General features: G+C 58.0%; 23 protein-coding genes and 2 pseudogenes. 9 read left to right on the plus strand and 16 right to left on the minus strand.

The annotated features are described in order from the left end of the window. Positions 1–30: 30 nt before the first annotated feature. Positions 31–3,057 (minus strand): phosphodiester glycosidase family protein, encoded by a 3,027-nt coding sequence (locus ACTQ33_RS13150; protein WP_441465058.1) that lies wholly within the window; start codon positions 3,055–3,057, stop codon positions 31–33. 182 nt (positions 3,058–3,239) lie between these two features. Between ACTQ33_RS13150 and ylxM the strand changes: the two genes are divergently transcribed. From ylxM to trmD, 6 genes are all read left to right on the plus strand, one after another. Continuing rightward, complete coding sequence (ylxM, locus tag ACTQ33_RS13155) at positions 3,240–3,587, plus strand: YlxM family DNA-binding protein (protein WP_441465059.1); 348 nt, start codon at positions 3,240–3,242, stop codon at positions 3,585–3,587. A gap of 3 nt (positions 3,588–3,590) precedes the next feature. Further along, positions 3,591–4,955: a signal recognition particle protein gene (gene ffh, locus ACTQ33_RS13160; RefSeq protein ID WP_441465060.1), complete on the plus strand. Its 1,365-nt coding sequence runs from the start codon at positions 3,591–3,593 to the stop codon at positions 4,953–4,955. A 69-nt stretch (positions 4,956–5,024) separates the two neighbouring features. After that, on the plus strand, positions 5,025–5,264 hold the full coding sequence (gene rpsP, locus ACTQ33_RS13165) for a 30S ribosomal protein S16 (RefSeq protein ID WP_441465061.1): 240 nt from the start codon (positions 5,025–5,027) through the stop codon (positions 5,262–5,264). Between the two features lie 20 nt (positions 5,265–5,284). Next, positions 5,285–5,512, plus strand: a complete 228-nt coding sequence (locus tag ACTQ33_RS13170) for a KH domain-containing protein (RefSeq protein WP_441465062.1) — start codon at positions 5,285–5,287, stop codon at positions 5,510–5,512. Between the two features lie 261 nt (positions 5,513–5,773). Next, complete coding sequence (gene rimM / locus ACTQ33_RS13175) at positions 5,774–6,271, plus strand: ribosome maturation factor RimM (protein ID WP_441465063.1); 498 nt, start codon at positions 5,774–5,776, stop codon at positions 6,269–6,271. Beyond that, complete coding sequence (gene trmD, locus ACTQ33_RS13180; RefSeq protein ID WP_441465064.1) at positions 6,261–7,007, plus strand: tRNA (guanosine(37)-N1)-methyltransferase TrmD; 747 nt, start codon at positions 6,261–6,263, stop codon at positions 7,005–7,007. The genes rimM and trmD overlap by 11 nt, the downstream gene beginning before the upstream one ends. A 57-nt stretch (positions 7,008–7,064) precedes the next feature. Here trmD and ACTQ33_RS13185 read toward each other — a convergent pair whose 3' ends face one another. The 3 genes from ACTQ33_RS13185 to ACTQ33_RS13195 all read right to left on the minus strand — a co-directional run bounded on the left by ACTQ33_RS13185 (position 7,065) and on the right by ACTQ33_RS13195 (position 8,794). Then, the gene (locus ACTQ33_RS13185) at positions 7,065–7,481 is read right to left on the minus strand and encodes a DUF2871 domain-containing protein (protein WP_441465065.1); all 417 of its coding nucleotides are present in this window, start codon (positions 7,479–7,481) and stop codon (positions 7,065–7,067) included. After that, entirely contained in the window at positions 7,478–8,161 is a 684-nt protein-coding gene (locus ACTQ33_RS13190) for a hypothetical protein (protein WP_441465066.1), read from the minus strand. Before ACTQ33_RS13190 ends, ACTQ33_RS13185 begins: the two co-directional genes overlap by 4 nt. 75 nt (positions 8,162–8,236) lie before the next feature. Further along, positions 8,237–8,794: a TetR/AcrR family transcriptional regulator gene (locus tag ACTQ33_RS13195; RefSeq protein WP_441465067.1), complete on the minus strand. Its 558-nt coding sequence runs from the start codon at positions 8,792–8,794 to the stop codon at positions 8,237–8,239. Positions 8,795–8,842: 48 nt separating this feature from the next. Here ACTQ33_RS13195 and ACTQ33_RS13200 point away from each other — a divergent pair, with 48 nt between their 5' ends. Next, on the plus strand, positions 8,843–8,953 hold the full coding sequence (locus ACTQ33_RS13200; protein ID WP_441465068.1) for a DUF2200 family protein: 111 nt from the start codon (positions 8,843–8,845) through the stop codon (positions 8,951–8,953). 76 nt (positions 8,954–9,029) lie between these two features. On the opposite strand, the gene ACTQ33_RS13205 is transcribed toward ACTQ33_RS13200, so the two are convergent. From ACTQ33_RS13205 to ACTQ33_RS13240, 8 genes and pseudogenes are all read right to left on the minus strand, one after another. Beyond that, positions 9,030–9,479 (minus strand): helix-turn-helix transcriptional regulator, encoded by a 450-nt coding sequence (locus ACTQ33_RS13205; protein WP_441465069.1) that lies wholly within the window; start codon positions 9,477–9,479, stop codon positions 9,030–9,032. A 95-nt stretch (positions 9,480–9,574) separates the two neighbouring features. Further along, positions 9,575–10,006 (minus strand): arsenate reductase ArsC, encoded by a 432-nt coding sequence (locus tag ACTQ33_RS13210; RefSeq protein ID WP_441465077.1) that lies wholly within the window; start codon positions 10,004–10,006, stop codon positions 9,575–9,577. Positions 10,007–10,024: 18 nt separating this feature from the next. After that, positions 10,025–10,690 (minus strand): annotated as a pseudogene (locus ACTQ33_RS13215) (DUF5714 domain-containing protein); the annotation flags it as partial. A 157-nt stretch (positions 10,691–10,847) separates the two neighbouring features. Next, entirely contained in the window at positions 10,848–11,552 is a 705-nt protein-coding gene (locus ACTQ33_RS13220) for an SDR family oxidoreductase (protein WP_441465078.1), read from the minus strand. A gap of 12 nt (positions 11,553–11,564) precedes the next feature. Next, on the minus strand, positions 11,565–11,879 hold the full coding sequence (locus ACTQ33_RS13225) for a TIGR04076 family protein (RefSeq protein ID WP_441465070.1): 315 nt from the start codon (positions 11,877–11,879) through the stop codon (positions 11,565–11,567). After that, complete coding sequence (locus ACTQ33_RS13230) at positions 11,876–12,286, minus strand: peptide deformylase (protein WP_441465071.1); 411 nt, start codon at positions 12,284–12,286, stop codon at positions 11,876–11,878. The genes ACTQ33_RS13225 and ACTQ33_RS13230 overlap by 4 nt, the downstream gene beginning before the upstream one ends. A 79-nt stretch (positions 12,287–12,365) precedes the next feature. After that, positions 12,366–12,842 carry a flavodoxin gene (locus ACTQ33_RS13235; RefSeq protein ID WP_441465072.1) on the minus strand — a complete coding sequence of 159 codons (477 nt, stop codon included), beginning with the start codon at positions 12,840–12,842 and terminating at the stop codon, positions 12,366–12,368. Between the two features lie 184 nt (positions 12,843–13,026). Further along, a complete protein-coding gene (locus ACTQ33_RS13240) occupies positions 13,027–13,770 on the minus strand; it encodes an EFR1 family ferrodoxin (RefSeq protein WP_441465073.1) in 744 nt (247 codons plus the stop codon). Positions 13,771–14,007: 237 nt separating this feature from the next. Here ACTQ33_RS13240 and ACTQ33_RS13245 point away from each other — a divergent pair, with 237 nt between their 5' ends. Further along, positions 14,008–14,523: a YcxB family protein gene (locus tag ACTQ33_RS13245; protein WP_441465074.1), complete on the plus strand. Its 516-nt coding sequence runs from the start codon at positions 14,008–14,010 to the stop codon at positions 14,521–14,523. Between the two features lie 4 nt (positions 14,524–14,527). Next, positions 14,528–14,908 carry a hypothetical protein gene (locus tag ACTQ33_RS13250; RefSeq protein WP_441465075.1) on the plus strand — a complete coding sequence of 127 codons (381 nt, stop codon included), beginning with the start codon at positions 14,528–14,530 and terminating at the stop codon, positions 14,906–14,908. Between the two features lie 207 nt (positions 14,909–15,115). Here the strand turns inward: ACTQ33_RS13250 and ACTQ33_RS13255 are convergent, their stop codons facing one another. The 4 genes and pseudogenes from ACTQ33_RS13255 to ACTQ33_RS13270 form a co-directional block, all read right to left on the minus strand. Then, positions 15,116–16,498 (minus strand): ABC transporter permease, encoded by a 1,383-nt coding sequence (locus ACTQ33_RS13255; RefSeq protein WP_441465079.1) that lies wholly within the window; start codon positions 16,496–16,498, stop codon positions 15,116–15,118. A gap of 216 nt (positions 16,499–16,714) precedes the next feature. After that, positions 16,715–17,089: pseudogene (locus tag ACTQ33_RS13260) on the minus strand (plasmid recombination protein); the annotation flags it as partial. Between the two features lie 337 nt (positions 17,090–17,426). Then, positions 17,427–17,648 carry an LLM class flavin-dependent oxidoreductase gene (locus ACTQ33_RS13265; protein ID WP_044992178.1) on the minus strand — a complete coding sequence of 74 codons (222 nt, stop codon included), beginning with the start codon at positions 17,646–17,648 and terminating at the stop codon, positions 17,427–17,429. 422 nt (positions 17,649–18,070) lie between these two features. Beyond that, positions 18,071–19,312: DNA primase family protein (locus ACTQ33_RS13270; RefSeq protein ID WP_441465076.1), on the minus strand; the 1,242-nt coding region annotated here is incomplete at its 5' end.

The raw sequence follows: 19,312 nt of genomic DNA on the forward strand, positions 1-19,312 counted from the left end.
GAGCACCGCTTTTGCGGCGCTCCCGTTTGTTCAGTAGAGATTATACAGCATCTTGGCTACCTGGGCACGGGTGACGGTGCCGTTGGGGTCCAGCTTGCCGTTGGAACCGGAGATGATGCCCCGGGTCACCATGGCGGCAATGTAATCCTTGGCCCAGCCGCCCACCTGGCCGCCGTCGGGGAAGGCGGTCAGGGGATCGAGACCGTAGCCCATGGGCTGGGTCCGGCCCAGAATGGTCATGGCCTCCTGCCGGGTGATGGTGGAGGTGGGATTGGCCAGCAGCTGCCCGCCGGAGGAAGAACCGGTGACCAGCCCCAGGGTGTAGGCGGCTTTCATGTCGTTCATAGCCCAGGCGGCAATGGAACCGCTGTCGGCAAAGGGCAACGTGGTATCGGCATATTGGCTGCTGTCCACGCCCAGGAAACGGATGAGGGCCACGGTGAACTCCTGCCGCGTCATGGAATCGTCGGGCCGGTAGATCATCTTGCCATCGGCCCCGGTGGAGCCGGACAAAATACCCTGGCGGTTGCAGTAGGCCACAAAGTCGGTGGACCAGTGGCCGTCCAGATCGGAGAAGGGATTGTTCAGCGTGCCGCTCTGGCTGACGGTCTGAGAGTTCAGATTGCCGAACCGGTCGGCGGCGGTGATACGGACCTGGTGGGCCTGCCCGTCAGTGGGCAGGGACACGGTGGCCTGTCCGCCGCTGAGGGGGACAACGCTGCTGGTGCCGTCAATAGAGACGGTGACGGAGGTCACGCCGCTGCCGCTGTCGGAGGCGGAGACCGTCAAAGTGGTACCGCTGACAGTGGCGGTCAGGGACGGGGGCGTGGTGTCCTCCAGTTCGCCGGAGGTGGCCACCATCTGATCCACATAGATGGTACCTGTTGCGGTGGTGGACTGGTCCCCAGCGGTAACGGCCAGACCGGAAATGGCGGTAGCCCCGGCGGGGATGGCCGCCGTGACATACTTCCAGCCGGTGAAGTTCAGCTGGGTCACCCACAGGGAGGACACATTGGCGCCGTCGGTGAATCGCAGAGAGAAGCTGTTGCCGGAGTTGTCGCCGTAAATCCACAGGCCCACATGGTCGGCCTTGGCGGGCAGCGTGGCTTGAAGCTGAGCCGTCACCTGGGCTTTGGAGCTGGCGGCGGCATCGGCCTGGGACAGGTCATAGGCGGCCCGGAGGCTGCCGCTGCCGTAGCGGACATAGGAGAGACTGCTGTTGACCGACAGGGTCAGACCGGCGCCGGAGGAGAAGGCTGTAAAGCCCGGTTCCAGGCCCTCCAGGACGGAGCCTTCCGGCGGCAGCGGGGCCACAGTAACGGCAATGGAGGCGCTGGTGTCTCCGGCGGTACAGGTGATGGTGCCGCTGGCGGCAGAAGTCAGTTCGGCAGCGGTAAATTTGCCGTTGCCGTCGATGACGCCCAAGCCGTCGGTGACGGTCCACTGGTAACAGTCATCCTGGGCGGTAACGGTGTAGTTGTACAGCTTGGCAGCGGCGGTCAGATCGAGACTCTGCCCGGCGGCCACGGAAATGGAGGTCACGGCTTTGCCGGTGGACTCATTTTCTACGGCGATGGACGAGGGAGATGTGATGACCCGGATCGTCCGGGTACCGTAGGCGTTGCCGCCGGTGGCGGTGACGGTGGCCGTGGCATCCTCGGACCCGGCGGTGAAAATACCGCCTGCGTCAATGACGCCGCCGGTGGCGCTGTAGGACACCAGTTCCGGCAGGGTGGTCGCGGTGTAGCGGCTGTCGGTGGCCTTGACGGTCATAGCCAGACGGCCGCCGGCCAGTACCACGCCGTCCCAGGGATACAGATGCAGATTGACGGCCTCCCCGGCGGGCTGAGTGTCCTTGACCAGGAAAATAAAGTTGGCGCAGCGGCGCAGAGAGCCATCGGAGGGCTTATTGATGGTGGTCATGGCCGTGCTGCCCGGATACTGGGCCACATAGGTGGTGGAGCCGCCGCCGTCCAGGTTCAGCGCCGTGACGCAGCCCAACTCCACCATGCGCTGGGCCAGCTCCGGCAGGGTGATACCGGCGGAATAGCCGCTTTGGGCGCCGTCCACGGTGTAGAGGACCAGGGTGCCGTCGGCCTTGACGCCCACGGCGGTGCGGGCAGCCCGTTTGTTGGCGGTGTTGAGCACATAGCTGGTCTGGGCTTGTCCGTTCAGGACCAGAGGTTCATCGCAGCCCAGGGCATAGACCACGTCGGACCAGGCGCTGTCCACGGTACAGCTGATTTGTACCGTGTCGCCAACCTTCAGGCCGCCCAGGTCGTTGGTCAGGGTGTACTGGTAGTCGGATTCGGTTGCCATGGACACCACCATGTCCCCGGCGGGAATGTCGCAGGAAGCCGTGTCCGGGACGACGGCTGTGACAGTTCCGGTGACCGTTTGACCCGGAGCCAGGGTGGCGCTGTCGGTGTCCAGCACTACATTATAAGAGGAAAGGGTATTTTTCGTTTTGCTGTCAAAATCCCGGGAGTAGACCACCAGACCGTTGCCCTTGGTGACCGTCTTATTGTAGTTGGCGACGCCGCTGCGGCCAGTGGGGAAGAGGACCTGGACTTGCAGCTGAGGGTCCCCCAGGATGGTGGAGCCGTCGGCCCGGAAGCCCACGGCCAGATTGTCGCCGCTGGAGCGGAGAATGCCTTCGGTGAGCACCAGGTCCATGGGGACGCCGGTGGACATGGAGAAGAATCCGCCGTTGACGGCGGCCACCGGCGTCAGGTTCCGGCCCGCCAGGTACTGGGCCACATAGTTGGCGTCGCTGCGTCCGTACAGGGTGGAACCAAAGGCCACCACAGGCCGCACGGTGGAATCGGGCGCATATGTAAGAATGTTCTCCGTCTGCTGTCCGCCGCCGGCGGCGGTGCCGGTACTCTGACCATGGGTCAGCGTGGCCGTGGCGGAAAGCTCAATGGAATCCTGCCGCAGGGTGTACCCGAGGGTGGTCGCGGCCTGGACCATGCCAACCAACAGGGCAGTGGCAGCGGCCAACGCCGCCGCCCGCCGCAGGGACGGAGCCCATTTTTTATGGAAACGAGGGTTCATGGGGAAAAAACGCACCTCCTGTGAATACATACGGTGAAAAGGGGAAATTACTGTTATGTTAACACAAATTCGGCCTGATGTAAATGGTATCTCGTGTAAAACAAATTACTTGACAGGGGGCAAAAAGTCTGGTATAGTAAGTGAGCTGTCAAGGGATAGACCTTTGCAGAGAAGGAGGCGCCATGAAAGATTCCGTCAACATGACCCTTCTTTATGACTACTACGGCCAGCTGCTCACCGACAAGCAGCGGGAGTGCTTCGACCTGTATTACAATCAGGATTACTCTCTGGCCGAGATTGCCGCCGAGGTGGGCATCAGCCGCCAGGGCGTCCACGATTCCATCGCCCGCGCCGAGACCATGCTTCGCCATATGGAGGAGAAGCTGGGCTGCCGGTGCCGGGAAGAACAGCTGCAAAAGGCATTGGCCGTCATCTGTGAAGCCGCCGGGCAGCTGAGCCAATTTGACGATGTAAAGACCCGTTCCCTGGCCGGAGACATTCTCCGGGCGGCGGATACCATAAAGGAGTAGCAGATGGCATTTGAAGGTTTGACCGAAAAACTCTCTGCCGCGTTCAAAAAGCTCCGCGGTAAGGGCCGGATCACCGAGGCCGATGTGAAGGAGGCCATGCGGGAAATCCGTCTGGCCCTGCTGGAAGCCGACGTCAGCTATAAGGTGGTCAAGGACTTTGTCAAGGCCGTCACCGAGCGGGCCATTGGCGCCGACGTGATGGAGAGTCTGACCCCGGCCCAGATGATCGTCAAGATCGTCAACGAAGAGCTGACGGCCCTCATGGGCAGCGAAAACGAAAAACTCAAGATTTCCTCCCGGCCCCCCACGGTAGTCATGCTGGTGGGTCTGCAGGGCGCCGGTAAAACCACCAACGGCGCCAAGCTGGCAGGACACTTCAAGAAGCAGGGCAAGCGGCCCTTGCTGGTGGCCTGTGATATCTACCGCCCCGCCGCCATCAAGCAGTTGCAGGTGGTGGGCGAAAAGCTGGAGATTCCCGTCTTTGAGATGGGCCAGACCAATCCCGTGGAAATTGCCAAGGCCGCCGTTGCCCACGCCGAAAAGCACGGCAACGACATGGTGTTTCTGGACACCGCCGGACGGCTCCACATTGACGAGGCCCTCATGGAGGAGCTGAAAGCCATCAAGGCCGCCGTCAACCCCACGGACATTGTCCTGGTGGTGGACGCCATGACCGGCCAGGATGCCGTCAACGCCGCCTCCTCTTTCAATGAGATGCTGGACATTGACGGCGTCATGCTGACCAAGCTGGACGGCGACGCCAGAGGCGGCGCGGCACTGTCCGTCAAGGCCGTCACCGGCAAGCCCATTCTGTTCCTGGGCACCGGCGAGAAGCTGGACCAGATTGAGCCCTTCCATCCCGGCCGCATGGCCTCCCGGATTCTGGGCATGGGCGACGTCCTCTCCCTGATTGAAAAGGCCGAGCAGGCTTTGGATCAGAAGAAGGCCGAGGAGTTACAGCAGAAACTCCGTTCCAACAGCTTTACCCTGTCTGATTTTTACGATCAGATGGTGCAGATGCGCAAGATGGGTCCCATTCAGGATATTCTCGGTATGCTGCCCGGCGTCAACGCCTCGGCATTGCAGAATGTCCAGATTGACGAGAAAGCCATGGCCCATGTGGAGGCCATCATCCTTTCCATGACCCCCTATGAGCGCGACAATCCCTCCTGCCTCAACTACAGCCGCAAGCGCCGCATTTCCGCCGGCTGCGGCGTCAAGGTGGAGGAGATCAACCGGCTGCTCAAGCAGTTCAATGCCATGCAGCAGATGATGAAGCAGTTCGCCGGTCCCGGCGCGGCTAAAAAGCTCAAGCGCATGGGCAAGATGGGCCGCTTCGGCGGCGGTTTCCCCGGACTGCCGTTCTAAAGTTTTACGTTGGCAAAGCGCGTATATCGCCTTTCCATAGATCAATGATATTGTTGGAGGTGAATCCCCATGGTTAAGATCAGACTGCGCAGAATGGGCGCCAAGAAGAACCCCTTCTACCGCATTGTTGTCGCTGACTCCCGCAGCCCCCGTGACGGCCGCTGCATCGAGGAGATCGGTACCTACAATCCCCTGACCACTCCTTCCACCGTCGAAGTGGACGTGGAGAAGGCTCAGCAGTGGATCAAGAACGGTGCTCAGCCCACTGACACTGTGAAGGCTCTGCTGAAGAAGGCCGGCGCACTGTAAGCTGCGAAGGAGACGACAGTATGAAGGAACTTTTGCTCTATATGGCAAAAAATCTCGTGGACAATCCCGACGCCGTCACCGTGACTGAGGTGGAGGGCGAGACGATTGTCCTGGAGCTGCGGGTGGCCCCCGAGGATATGGGCAAGGTCATCGGCCGTCAGGGCCGCATTGCCAAGGACATCCGCACCATCATCAAGTCCGTTGCCCAGCGCAATGGGCAGAAGGTTTCCGTCGAGATCGTTGATTAAGGCCCAATGGATCGTGCGTGGCAGTTTGCCACGCATTTTCCATTTGTAGATGCAGGGCCTTACCGCCGGAACCACAGCCCACACCGGTCCTTTTGTACCACAAATGCAGTGCAGCTTCTTGCAATACATCCAGTATTCCTGCGAAGCTGCACTTTTTTGCGGCACAAAAATCCTCGCCGTGGACAGCGGCTCCGGCGGTGCGGCCCTGCATGATTGTGTACAATGGAACTATTTTTCGGAAATGAATTCAGGAGGCGGCCCATGGCCAAGCAGTATTTGGAAGCCGGCGAGATCGTCAACACCCACGGCATCCGCGGCGAAGTGAAGATCAACCCCTGGGCCGACGGTCCGGAGTTTCTGGTGGACTTTGATACGTTCTATCTGAACGGCGTCCCCTATGCCGTGGAGAGCGCCCGGGTCCACAAGTCCGTGGTGCTCTGTAAGCTGGAGGGCGTGGACACCATTGAGCAGGCCCAGAAGCTCCGGGGTACCGTGGTCTGCATTGACCGGGACGAGGTGGAGCTGGAGGAGGACGCCGTGTTTATCGCCGATCTCATCGGCCTGCCCGTGCTGGCCGACGGCGTGGAGATCGGCAGGGTGGAGGATGTGCTCACCATGCCCGGCAACGACGTCTATGTGGTCAAGGGCCAGCGCTCCTATATGATTCCGGCGGTAAAGGAATTTTTGCTGGACGTCAATGTGGAAGAGGGCTACGTCAGGGTGAAACTCATTGAGGGAATGTGTACCGATGAGAATTGATATCATGACGCTGTTTCCCGATACGGTGGGGGACATGATGAATGAGAGCATCCTGGGCCGGGCCCAGGAGCGCGACCTCATCCGCATCGAAGCCCATCAAATTCGGGATTTTACCACCAACAAGCAGAACCAGGTGGACGATTACCCTTACGGTGGCGGCCATGGAGCGGTGCTCCAGGCGGACCCCCTCTACAACTGCTGGACCCACATCTGCGACGAGGTGGGCGGTCCGGTGCATACGATCTTTCTGTCGCCCTGCGGCGCCACCTTCAACCAGCAGAAGGCCCGGGAACTGCTGAAAAAGGAGAATCTCATTCTGGTCTGCGGCCACTATGAGGGCATTGACCAGCGATTTCTCGATGAATGCGTGGACGAGGAAATCTCCCTGGGGGATTTCGTCCTGACCGGCGGCGAGATTCCGGCCATGGCCGTGGCCGACTGTGTTTGCCGCATGGTGCCCGGCGTCCTGTCGGACCCGGAATGCTTTGAGGACGAGAGCCATTGGAACGGTCTGCTGGAGTATCCCCAGTATTCCCGGCCGGAGGTGTGGCACGGTCTGTCGGTGCCGAAAATCCTGTTGTCGGGCCACCACGGCAATGTGGCCCGGTGGCGGCGGAAGCAGTCCATTCTGCGGACGCGGCAGCGGCGGCCGGATCTGTATGAACGGCTGGATTTGTCCTCCAAGGAGGACAGAAAACTCCTGCGGGAGCTGGAAGAAGAAACCGCGGGGCAGTAAACACTGTCCCGCGGTTTTTTCAGTGGTTTCAGGAGGATTCCCATACGCCTGCCGCTGTCAATTCCCGGCGGAGACGCTGCGCTTCAGTTGCAGAAGCAGCAGCACCAGACCGACGCCCAGCAGGATGTGACCGATTCCGGCCATGCCGGAGATGGCCGCGTTCATGCCGGTGGATAGGGTGGTGCCCAGCACCTGGACCACACCTCGGACCACCAGCATCACAGTTGTCAGATTCAGGCCGATGTGATAGACCACCAGCACCCGACCGGTCTTGGGACCGGTAAAGGAAAAGCTCTTTTCCAGTACCAGCAGCAGCAGGAAAAACACCATGCCCAGCAGAAAATAATGGGCATGTACCACAGAAAGCGTGGTTTTGGCCGTAAAGCCGTTGAATTTTGTAAACTCCCGATAAAATACGCCGCCCACCATGGCGAGGATGGCGTACAGCAGCGCCGTGTTGATGTAGCGTTTCATAAAGAGTTCCTCCTTTCGTTGCATTCCTGTTTCATGGCAGAATATCCGATCAGCACTGTCCAGACGTAGGCGCAGGTTTTGGGAATCATCAGCATTCCGATCATGGGGACGGCGTCCGCCCACAGCACCACCGGAATGTAGAACCCGAAGCTCAGAACGATGGTCAGCCACATCCAGCGAAACGCCCGGTCCTTGTGTTCCCTGGCGCTGCGGAAAAACAGCACGATCACCAGCAGTCCCAGCAGAGCAAAGGGGAGATTGCGGTAGATGCCCCAGGAGAGGGGGGCATCGGCGCGGAGCCACTGGTTCTGGGGCATCATGCACAGCAGCACCCGCAGACCGGCCAGCACATACACGGCGGCGGTCAGTCCACCCTGTCCCTTTATATGGTACCGCTGCCGCCATACATAGTAGAGCAGCATATAAAACACCGTCATGGTCACTGAAGTAATCCATTTACCCAGTCCCAGGGCTACGGTGTAGTGCTCCAGACCCGTGGTACACAGGGCCACCGCCCGGGGAACCAGATGGAACGCGTCTCCCGCGCCCAGTACCACCGCCATCACGCCGAACAGCCAAAATTGACGGCTGCCCTTGCTGCCCCGGATCATCAGAATACCGATGGTAATGACCGAGATCAGATAGACGGCATCAAACAAAGTTTCCATTATTGCTTGCATTGCTTCCGCTCCTTCTGGATGAACATGGTTCAAATTCCGGGAGATAAAATTCCCACAGCCTTGTGGGAATTTTATTCAATAGAGGGTCCGGCGGACCAGCTCCAGCACCGTCGAGGGGTCGTAGTCCTGCCGCAGCAGCGCCGACAGCAGGAGAGAGAACAGCAGGTCCGCAAACTTTTCCACCGTAAACTGCTCCGTAAAGGCGTCAGGCCGGATTTTGCCGTCCCGCCGCAGGACGGAACACAGCCCATCGGTGATGTGCTGCCACGTCTGCTGCATCCGCCGTTTTCCGTCGGCTTTGTCCTCCCCCAGAAACCCCAGGGAGTGGAGGTTGAAAAATCCGGGATACTGTTGGCCGCCGTATGCCATCCGTCCGTACAGCCAGGTGAGACAGGCCAGGGTGTCCTGACACTCGGATCCGTCCTCCGGTTGGTGGAAAATTTCGCACCAGACGCTTTCCACTGTGGCGGTCAGCAGCGCGGCCTTGGAATCGAAATAGTTGTAAATGGACCCCACCGACACGCCGCAGGCCGATGCCACCGAGCGGATATTGACCGCCGACCAGCCCTCCCGCTGAATCAGCTCCCGGCTGGTTTTCAGAAGTTCCTCTTTGGATGTGACAATGGTATTCATCCGATCACCTCAATATGAACAATGTTCATTATAGGGATTTCTATTCTCTTGTCAAGTGTTTTTTCGGTGTTGTTCCGCCGGATATACCACTGTCTGGACAAGCTGGTGGACGATCTGGCCAGAGGAAAGGCTCTGGACCGGATTTTGTCCACGGATTGACAGAAGAAAACGCCCCCGACGCTGCGCCGTACAAGGAATCGGCGCGGAATCGGGGGCATGATGAATGGGGGAACCGTTATACCTGGCCTTTCCAAACTCTGGCCAGAATGTCTTTGAGGACCAACAGGGCGTCGGTGTGGTTGTAGCCGTAGTCCACTTGCAGCTGGGTGAGCAGCTCCCGCAGGGGCGCGGCATAGTCGTCGATGCGCACAGTCTGGTGATATGTCCCCAAAACGGGATACTTTTTGCTCCAGACCTTGTTCCAGTCAATCCGGGCCTGGGCCTCGTCGCTGACGCTGTCAATCATCTGCTGGGCCTGCTGCTCGTCGAAGTCGTATTCGATCAGCTCGTCCAGCGTCATATGGTAGAGCATGGCCAGCCCCTTGGACTGGCGGATATCGGGCAGCGTTTCGTCGGTCTCCCATTTGGAGATGGTCTGGCGGCTGACGCCCAGCTTTTCGGCCACATCCTCCTGGGTCAGTCCGCTCTTTTTCCGGGCGTGGTACAAACTGCTTCCCAAACGCATGATATAGTCCTCCTGACAGTTCCGGTTTTGTCCCTAGTATACTGTCCGGACGGTGAAAAATCCACCAGGGAAACCCGCCATATGCGCCCGTGTTTTTAACATTGGCCGGAGCCGTTCCAGTCGCCTGCCTGAATGCGGTGTTTCAGGTCCAATACCTTTTCCTCAATCTGTTTCATAACGGCGAGGAACGCGCTGTCCGGCTGGCCGGTGGGGTCATCCAATCCCCAGTCCTCCCGATGGGAGCAGGGCAGGGTGGGACACTGGACATTGCAGCCCATGGTGACCACAATATCCACCGTCGGCAGGGCGGAAAGGGGCTTATTGTGCTGGGACTGGGCCATGTCGATGCCGTAGACCTGCCGCATCAAACGCACTGCGTCGGGGTTGATCTGCGCACCCGGTTCGGTACCGGCGGAAAAACTCTCAAACACGTCCCCAGCCAGATGCTTTCCCAATGCCTCCGCCATCTGACTGCGGCAGGAGTTGTGGACGCAGAGGAAGGCCACCTTGGGGCGTTTGCGGTTGATGGGCGCAAAGGGGCAGCGCTTGCCGATGCACTGGTTGTTCTGTTTCAAATAGGTGCAGACGGGGACGGTCCGCGTCATGGACACCCCCAGGTGTTCCCGCGCAAAGTCCACAGCCGCCAGTATGGACAGGAAAGAATCCCGCTTGCAGCAGCGGGGACCGCCCACCTTGCCGATGCGGTCCAGGGCCCGACCGGTCATCTGATTGCTCAACCCCCAGGGCTCCTGGGCCAGGGGCGTGGACTCTGTGGCAATGGCCAGAAACTGCCCCGCGCTGATGCCGGCGCCGCAGGCGCCCCAAAAGCCGCAGGCGCCGCCGGGAACGGCCTTGCCCCGGCTGTACATCTCTTGCAGGGCCGCCTCCAAATCCAGGACGCCCCCGGCATTTTTATAAGCGGTGAGCAGGGCCGCGCCCACCATCACATGGTGTTCCGGGCCGTGCATATGGCAGAACGGCAGATCCATCATCCGACGGAGGATGGCAACGGGGTCTGTGGAGGTCTCGGAGAGACACAGGCCGAAAATGCTGTCCATACCCTGGGTGTGACAGTCGCTGCATACATAGTGTCCGTTGACACAGCGGGTTTTACTGGGCTCTTGCTTGTGGCAGATGGCGCACTCCATCACCTGGTCCTGGACCAGATATTCCAGCGGCGCGTTGCAGATCAAACATTCTTCTTTGCTCATGTTTCGGGTTCCTCCCAGTTCTACAGTACGGTTTTTGCTCAAGTGCTGAGCGTCGGGTTCTGATGTTCCCGGTAAAACCGGCGGGCGTTTTCCGGTCCTGTCTGTCCGGATGGCCTCAGGCGTCCTGCCCACCGGTTTGAAGGGGCCGAAGATATCCTCACGGTTGCAGGGTCCAGCCGAAATCGTTGTGGTAGATCATCTGACGGGTCATGCCGCCGTCGATGCAGATATTCTCCCCGGTGAGAAAGCCCGCCTTGTCTGAGCAGAGATACAGCACCATATTGGCGATGTCCAGAGGGTTGCCCACCCGGCCCGCGGGCTGCTGGATGGCGTCCGGACCCTCGTAGACGGTATAATCGGTGTCAATCCAACCGGGAGAGATGGAGTTCACCCGCACCTTTCCCGCAAGGCTTACGGCCAGGGCATGGGTCAGGGCGGCAATGCCGCCTTTGGCCGCGGTGTAGCTTTCCGTCTGGGGCTGGCTCATCCGATCCCGGGACGAGGAAATGTTCACGATGGCCCCGCCGGGGACAAAGTGGGGCGCGAACAGCTTGGAAAGATAAAAGGGCGCGGTGACGCCCACCCGCAGGGCGTAGTTGAACTCGTCGTAGGTACAATTGTCGATGCCCTTCATCAGGGGGAGGGCGTTGTTAATCAGGTAGTCCACATGGCCGTGATCGGCCAGAACCTTCCCGGCGAAGTGCTCCAAAACGGTCTGGTCGGCTAGATTGCCCACAAAATAGTCGTTGGGCAGCAGATCGATGACGCACACCGCGGCGCCCTCTTTTTGAAATTCCTCCACAATGGCCTTGCCGATGCCGCGCGCGCCGCCGGTGACGACGGCAACTTTGTTTTCAAACATCATCCCATCACCTCAATCCGCATCTTCTTCCAACGCTTCCACCAGAAAGCTCACCGGCCGAAACCCATCGTTGCAGGAGAGCATGGCGGACTTGGGATTCCGCATCCAGCCGTCGTAAAAATTCCCGCCGCCGTGGCTCAGGGCCAGCACAAAGGGGGAGAGAGTGTCCCAGGCGCTCTGGCAAAAGCCCTTCGGCTTCTCCCATCCGTTGGCAATGAAAACCTGCCCCACCGTCATGTCGCAGGCGTGGGCGATGGGATTTTCGTATTGGGCCATCAGGTCCTCATACCGGGCCATGCGCAGGACGGTGATCTTACATTTTTTCAAATGATGATCCCCTCACAGTGGTCCAGCTCATGCTGAATGATCTGGGCGGTCCAACCGGTAAAGGTTTTCAGCCGCTCCTGAAACTGCTCGTTCTGCCAGCGGACCTTGATGGACTGCCAGCGTTTGGCCGGACGGGTGCCGGTGAGGGAGAGACAGCCCTCCTCCGCATCATAGGGGCCGGATTTTTTCACCAGTTCCGGGTTGAACATGACCATATAGGTTCCCTCGTTGTCAAAGGCAATGATGCGCTTGTTGACGCCAATCATATTGGCTGCCATGCCCACACAGCCGTCCTTGTGGTATTCCAGCGTTTCCAGCAGATCGGCGGCAACGGGGAGATCCTCTGGTGTGGCGGGCTCCGCTTTCCGGGCAAGGAAAGTCTCGTCTTTGCAGATTTCTCGAATCATAGGTGTGCTCCTTTTCTCCATACATTCCACAGGGGCCCATGGGCTGACGCGCCCGTGGGCCCCTGTCCGGCAATCGGTATTACAGCTTCAATCCCTCTACCCAGGCTTTCAGGTCCGCTTCGTTCAGACGGCCGTTGAGCAGCCGCCCATCGAGGAGTTTGGCGCCGGGGGCACTGGGTTGTAGTTTCGCCGCCGATTTGCCCAGACCGCTGCTGCCGGAAGTGGCGAAGAGGACAATGGTCTTGCCGCTAAAATCGTAGGCTTCCAGGAAGGTGTTGAGAATGGTGGGGGCGACATACCACCAGACGGGGAATCCGAGAAAAATCACATCGTGATCGGCCACCGGCGCGTCCAAATCGGCCAGCGCCGGGCGGGACTGTGGGTCCATCATTTCCACGCTGCTGCGGGAATGCTTGTCGGTCCAGTTCAAATCGGCGCTGGTATAGGGAACGGCGGGCTTGATCTCATAGAGTTCTGCGCCGGCGGCATGGGCAAGAGCCTTTGCCGCCTTGGCGGTGGTGCCGGTGGCGGAAAAATAAGCGACGAGTGCGTTCATGGAACATACCTCCTTTTTCCTCATTGTAATGCGGCCGGTTGAAAATGTAAATTACTTCTTTTTTATGGGAGGACGCAATCCGGTCCGCCGCAGATAGGGTTTCGGGTAGCTCGTGTCTCGGACCGCTGGAGTTGCTCCAGTACGGCATACCGGTTCCCGCAGAAGAGGCGTGTTGCTATGCATCTCAAACTTGCTCGTCCTGCGGCAGATAGGCCCGGATGGTATAGCGACGACGCCCGGCCGTGGACTTTCCGTATTGGATGGCCTGCTGGGGACATTCGTTGATGCAGCGCAGGCACTGGAAGCACCGCGCCGCCCACACAGGCGTTCCGTCCCGGAGCGAAATGGCGGACGCCGGGCAATTCCTGACGCAGCGGCCGCACCCGTTGCAGCGGTCCTCGGCAAAGAAGGGCTTTGCGCTTCGGGCAAATTTGTTGAACCCAAAGTTGGCAAGATGAGACTTCACCCCGGCCAGCGGCCCCTCGTGGACCCGATATACCGGCTCCTGCCGCTGAATCTCCTGGGCCATCCGCTTCAGCTCTTCTCTGGCGGCGGCGATCTTTTGGAGGATCTCGCTTTCACAATCGGTGTCGGAGCCGATGATGTAGTTGTTGGGCATCAGCAAGCTATAGCTGCTGCGCAAGGGATAGTGCTTGGCAAACTGCTTCATGGCAAGTCCGGCGTCTCCGCCGCAGGTGCAGACACCAAAAGTGAATCCCTGGAGTTTTGGCGGCTTTTTTATAAAATCCGCCATGATCTCCGGTACCCCCCAGGCATAAATCGGAAAGACAAAGCCGAGTTGCTTGGTATGCGTCAGCTCTGGCAGCTCTTTTAGGGTGGTAATATCATAGGCATTGTCGCCGGTCAGGCGGGCCAGCTGCCGGGCCGTCCACGCCGAGTTGCCTGTTCCGGAAAAATAGAAAATCATAGTTGTACGCTCGCTTCCTTTTCCCATGCTGCGGTGATTTCCGCCGATTTTTCAGCACGCGGGATTGGTTGGCCTTATCATACCGTCAACACCTTGACCTGTCAATGTCCGTCCATTGAAACAGAAAGATTATTCAGAAAGATTATTCAGAAAATATTCATACCAAATGCCGCTTTTTTCTGATATAGTATGCGTAACTTCTTGTAACGAACTGCCATGACGATCTGGGAGGTATCTATGGAATTTACTTGCCATACCACATACAACCAAAAAGCGCTGACAGTAATGGCGCGGGCAGTGCGGAAAACGGTTCGGGCCGAAAGAAGCCGCACAGTCCGCTACTATGGCTGGATTATCGCAGGGCTGTTGGCGGTGTCCCTCTGGCTGTCCTGGGGAACGCCCTGGCAGATGGTGCTCAGCTGTGTGGTCATCACGGCATTGCTGCTGGTTCACTGGAAAGAGGATGCCATCAACGGCTATTTTGCAAAGCGCAAAGCCCTGCCGGGCACCGACTTCGCGGATACCAGATTCTGTCCCGACCACTACCTTGTGAAAACCGCCGCGGCGGAATCCAAGTGGCAGTATGATAAAATTCTTGCGCTGGCGGAAACCAGGGAGTACATTGTCCTGGTGCTGGGAATGCATCATACCATGGCTCTGGAAAAGGCGGCGCTGAAGGGCGGCAGTCTCCCGCAATTCTGCCGTTTTCTGGAAGAGAAGACCGGACACAAGATGCAGAACATTGGAGGGTAAAACGATGAAAACAGGTCACAAAGCGGCAATTCTGGGCTGCTTGGCAGCTGGGGCCGGTGCGGCCGCTTGCTGGCGCTGGAGAATCCGGATGCCGCTCAAGGTCTTTACCCGCTATGCGCTCTATATGGCGGTGCTGGACGACGAAATTTGCCGGAACGAGCTGGAGGGCCATCAGATTGGCGGCACGGTCATTCAATTTGGACCCAAGGAGGAAACCTTGCAGGAGCGATATCACATCTTTCTGCAAAGGAACCGCAAAAAAAGCCGCCGGCAGTTGCAGGCGGAAATTTCGGATATGGAACAGCGGCTTCAGGAATCCAGACAGTACATCGGCCAGCCCAGGGAACAGCTGAAGGTCGAACTCTCTGGGAACAACCATCTGTGACAGGCGGATGACGCTGGGAAACGATATGGCTGCCAAGACGCGCTCCGCTGTGTCGGGCCATGTGTTGTCATCTATTGTGCCGGATGGATATGCCCGATCAGTGTGAAGTGACTCCGAAAAAAGATAATCTTTTTGAGCAGAAATTGTTCAAGTAATTAAAGGGGGTGTTGCGGTTTGCAACACCCCCTGCCGTTTTGACGTTGCGCCTTATTCCTGCCGCAAGCGCTCCACTACGGAATAGCGCTGGGCGGCACGGCAGCTCAAAACAGGGATGAGAATGCCCAGCGCCCCGAACAGGGGCAGCACCACGGCGATGGGCCAGATGGTAAAACGATAGGTGAAAAACCAGATCAGACCGTTGAGGGCGGGGCCTACAAACGGCGCGGTGACCGCAATCAGCACCAAGGCCAGGAAAGCCGCGCCCGCGGTATAGAACAGCCCCTCCAGCGCCAGCATGGTCCGCAGCTGCCGGGCCGTCATGCCGATGGATTGGAGCACGGCCAGCTCCCGGCGGCGGGCGGTGATGCCGGTGAGGATGGCGTTGAAGAAGTTGAGCACGCCCACCAGACCCACGATGAAGCTCAGGGCGCCGCCCAGCAGCAAGAACATGCTCCGGGTGCTCGCAAATTCCCCGGCATAGGTGGCCTTGCTTTCGTAGTCAAGCTGGGGATTGAGATTCTCCGTGTAGTCCTGGAGGAAGGATTCCATGGCGGCATTGGACTCGTCTGTGGTGTCGAAGGCGTAGTACATAATACTGTCGGTCTGACTATCCTGGATGAAGGTTTGGGCGTTGAGGATGAATCCATCATCGCCGTAGTAACGATAGCTCAAGGCGGATGGGACGGTCACCAGCGCAGCCACGGTATACTCCGCGTCACGGTAGGTTTTGGCATAGCTTGTGATACTCCGCCCCTCGGCGTAAGCAGTAGCGACCGCATCCATGGGAATTACCTCGCTGGTGGCGTTGTCATAGTACTCAAACTCCTCAACATACCGGATGGTCACGGTATCCCCCACCTTTGCCCAATGGCTGTTCATCTCCGGGTCGCCGTAGTCGTCCTCGCTGTAGATTGCGGCGATGCTGCGGCTGCCCGGCTGGTAGAGGGTGCTCAAATCTCCTTCCAGCACCGTCAGATGGTCCAGAGCAAAGGGTTCCATGCCGGAAAGCTGAACATCATCCGCCAGCCATCCTGCATCGTTGCGCTGAGTGTGTTCCATCAGCCAAGCCAAAGATTCCTCCGAGTACCACCGGCTGTTGTTCCAACGGAACCACACCTCCGGGATAAACTCCTGTATCCCGGATACCTGGCCGTAGACTCGTCCGCTTTCGGTGACATCGCCCTGGGCATTGACCGCTGCAATGGCCTCCTCTGTCACGGCCATATCACGGTTGAAACCCACAGTTCCAGTCTGAAATTTGCCTGCGTCGGCCAAAATGAAGTCGCTGGCGGTGAAGTGGGACACATATTTGTCCATGTCAAAGCCCCCTGCGAAGGTCACGGTCAGGGTCAGCAGCACTACAGCAAGGGTCAGGGACAGCACCGTGATAAAGGTCTTGCCCCGGCTGCGGCCCAGGTTGGCCCAGGCCATGGACAGCAGGGACACCCCCTTGCCGTTTCGTTTCCCGTTCCGCTTCAGCGCCTTGCCCTCGGTATAGCGCACCGCCTCCACCGGGGAGACCTTGCCCGCCAGACGGCCGGGACGGCGGCAGGAGAGGAGCACCGTCACCAGGGCAAAGAGGGCCGCACCCGCAAAGAGGAGCGGGCTGACCGAGACCACGGTAGTCACCCCATTGAGCCGTGCGGTATACTGTTCGCCGCCCACAATCTTCACAGCGGCTTGGTAGGCTTCGGCATAAAACTGTTTAGCAAACTCATAGCCGCCGTGATTGTGGAAATAGGCGGAGTTCACATCGAAAATCAGTTCTCCATAGTGAATGGCATCCGGTTTCAGTCCACGGGTGGAGATCATACCGGAGGATTCCATCTGAGCAAACAGTTCCGTATAGCTGGCGGCTGGGTTTTTGAAGTGGACGTTATAGCTGAGACGTTCCGGGATAATATCCGGGTTGCGATAGCTGTCTTTTTCCCGTTCATTGTGCTTTTGGGTGTTGTCGATGTCCTTGTCCGGGACATCCACATTTCTGGCACTGGTACGGTCGATTCCATCGTTTCTGGCCATAAAAATCAGCTCCTTTCTGTTATGCGGCAGACGGCTGGGGGGATGGGGATACACTTCCTGCGGGAAGTGTAATAACCCACTATGACACTTTCATCCCGAAGGGCTGCAAAGTGCCGTGGGCTCTCCGAGGGGGAATTGCGGTCATTGCGATGACCGCTGCTGAACCGCCCGAAAACCGTCTGCATCGTTTTCTGTTGTTCAGTCCGGACAGCCGATGTTTTGCGAAACACCGGCAATCCGGCGGCAGCGAAAAATCGAATGTTTTCGCCGCCTGTCCATAGCAATACTGTGGTATTACTATGGGGACAAGAGAGAGTGGCCGCAGGAACGACAGGAATCATTTGTCCCTCCGCTTCTGCCATACAAGGTCATAGCCGAGAGCATCAGCAAGCTGAACCGCCTCCACATACCGCAGAGACTCCCGCTGGAGCTTGTTGGACAGGTTGGAAACGCTGTCGCTCCAGCCGTAATCCTCGGAAAGCCGGTCAACGACCTCCTGCATCGTGCAGCCGGAACGCACGATGTACGACTTGATTTCATTTCTCAAATTGGATTTCATAGAAAACACCTCATTCTTTCGTAAAGCTGGTTTGCTGTGGAGCATATTCGCTGCACGGCTCAGCAAACACAGATAAGATTCAAAAAATCACTCAGGATTGTGTCCATGAAGAACTGTCCGCAACAGTACCCTATCGACTTTGCGATTAGGTGGGCTTGCAAGTAAAGCCGTAAAAACAACCACCTTTCCGCATACCACCATCATCGTTCTGTAAATCACTGAATGATGATTTGTGTTCTGTTTACGGTAGTGTTTTTCACTATTTGCACAACCATTCATATGAAGTGCGGATTTTAGAGCGCCATCTGAGCCGAACAATAAAAAATGAACTTTGATTTTTTGCGTTCGTGTGTTCCTCTGTTCCAAAAGCTGCACCCAATCCGGAACGCATGAACGCACGAACAGGAGGTTTTGAAGTTTTATTACAATTCCATAGGCGAGAGCAGGACATAAATACCCATATATCCCCGGCACCGCTTTCCGCCGCCGATGTGCAGATTGCTGACCGGCTCCAAATGATAGCGCTCTGCGTTTTGGCTGAGCTGGTTGGCGAAGCTCTTTGGGGACAGTGGGTTTTCTGCGTTGTCCTCACACCACCGCTTATAGGCTGCATACAGATTTTTGGTGCTGGATTCATAATCGGCCTTGAATGCCACATACCCCTCAGAATCGAGAAAGTCCAGAATGTTATTGGCATCCCGGACAGCGGAAGAGATATTGTCCTTGGCTCTCTGGCTGATGGTAAAGTGGTAGTGGTTGGCAATCAGCCGCCGCAGCCCATCCAGTATCCAGAGGAAGATTCCCTCTTTCTCGGCAATCAGCTTTTCGGCAAGAAACGGATCATCGAACCGGTCCGCAGGCTTGTCCCTGGTGGTCAGAATGATTTGGCGGCGAAAGAAGCCGTCGCTGCGGTCGTGAAGTGCAGTCAATGCTCCGTTGCCGAAACAGAGAAAACGCACATAAAGCTGCCCCTGATAACTCTGTTCTTTCTTCCGTTCCAAATCCATCCGCAGTTCTGCTGTCACGATGGATTTTACATAGTTGGTTTTGGTCAAGGCGTTCATGTCCAGATCATCGTCCACCATGAGCAGCTTGCCCTCCAGGTCGGCTCTGGCGAAACGGTTGTTTTCTACCTTCTGGATGGAAGTGGTGTTCATGTTGAACCCGAAAATGGCGTTCATCACCACACCGATGCGGCTTTTGCCCTCGCCGCCCTTGCCGATCAGCATGAGCATTTTCTGGCCCTTGGTGGACGGAATCAGGCAGTAGCCCAGATATTCCTGCAAGGCGGGAATATCCTCCGGCTCCAACAGCTCCGAGAGAAAACGCAGCCATTGTTCCGGTGCAGGAGCCTCTGTCTGATAGGACACCGGCAGGCGGTTGCTGCAATACTCTTTTTCCTCTGTAAACGTGCCATCCAGAAAATAAGTGCCGTTCGCCACATGGATGCGGTCACATTGCAGGGGCAAAGGGTCTGCGTATGCCGCCAGCTTTAACGTCTTGAGCACCTGCTCCACCGTCTGTGCGACCTTGTCATGCAGCCAGGGCGAGAGTTCCTCATAAATCGTTCTCTTCAATTTGCTTTCATCCGGCAACGGGCCATCCACAGTATAAAAGTGGTCATTGATACAGCGCATTGGATGCCGGGACAGGAAATCCAGGCA

Origin of the sequence: Candidatus Avoscillospira sp. LCP25S3_F1 (assembly GCF_052117125.1) — a bacterium.
Taxonomy (GTDB): domain Bacteria; phylum Bacillota; class Clostridia; order Oscillospirales; family Oscillospiraceae; genus Avoscillospira_A.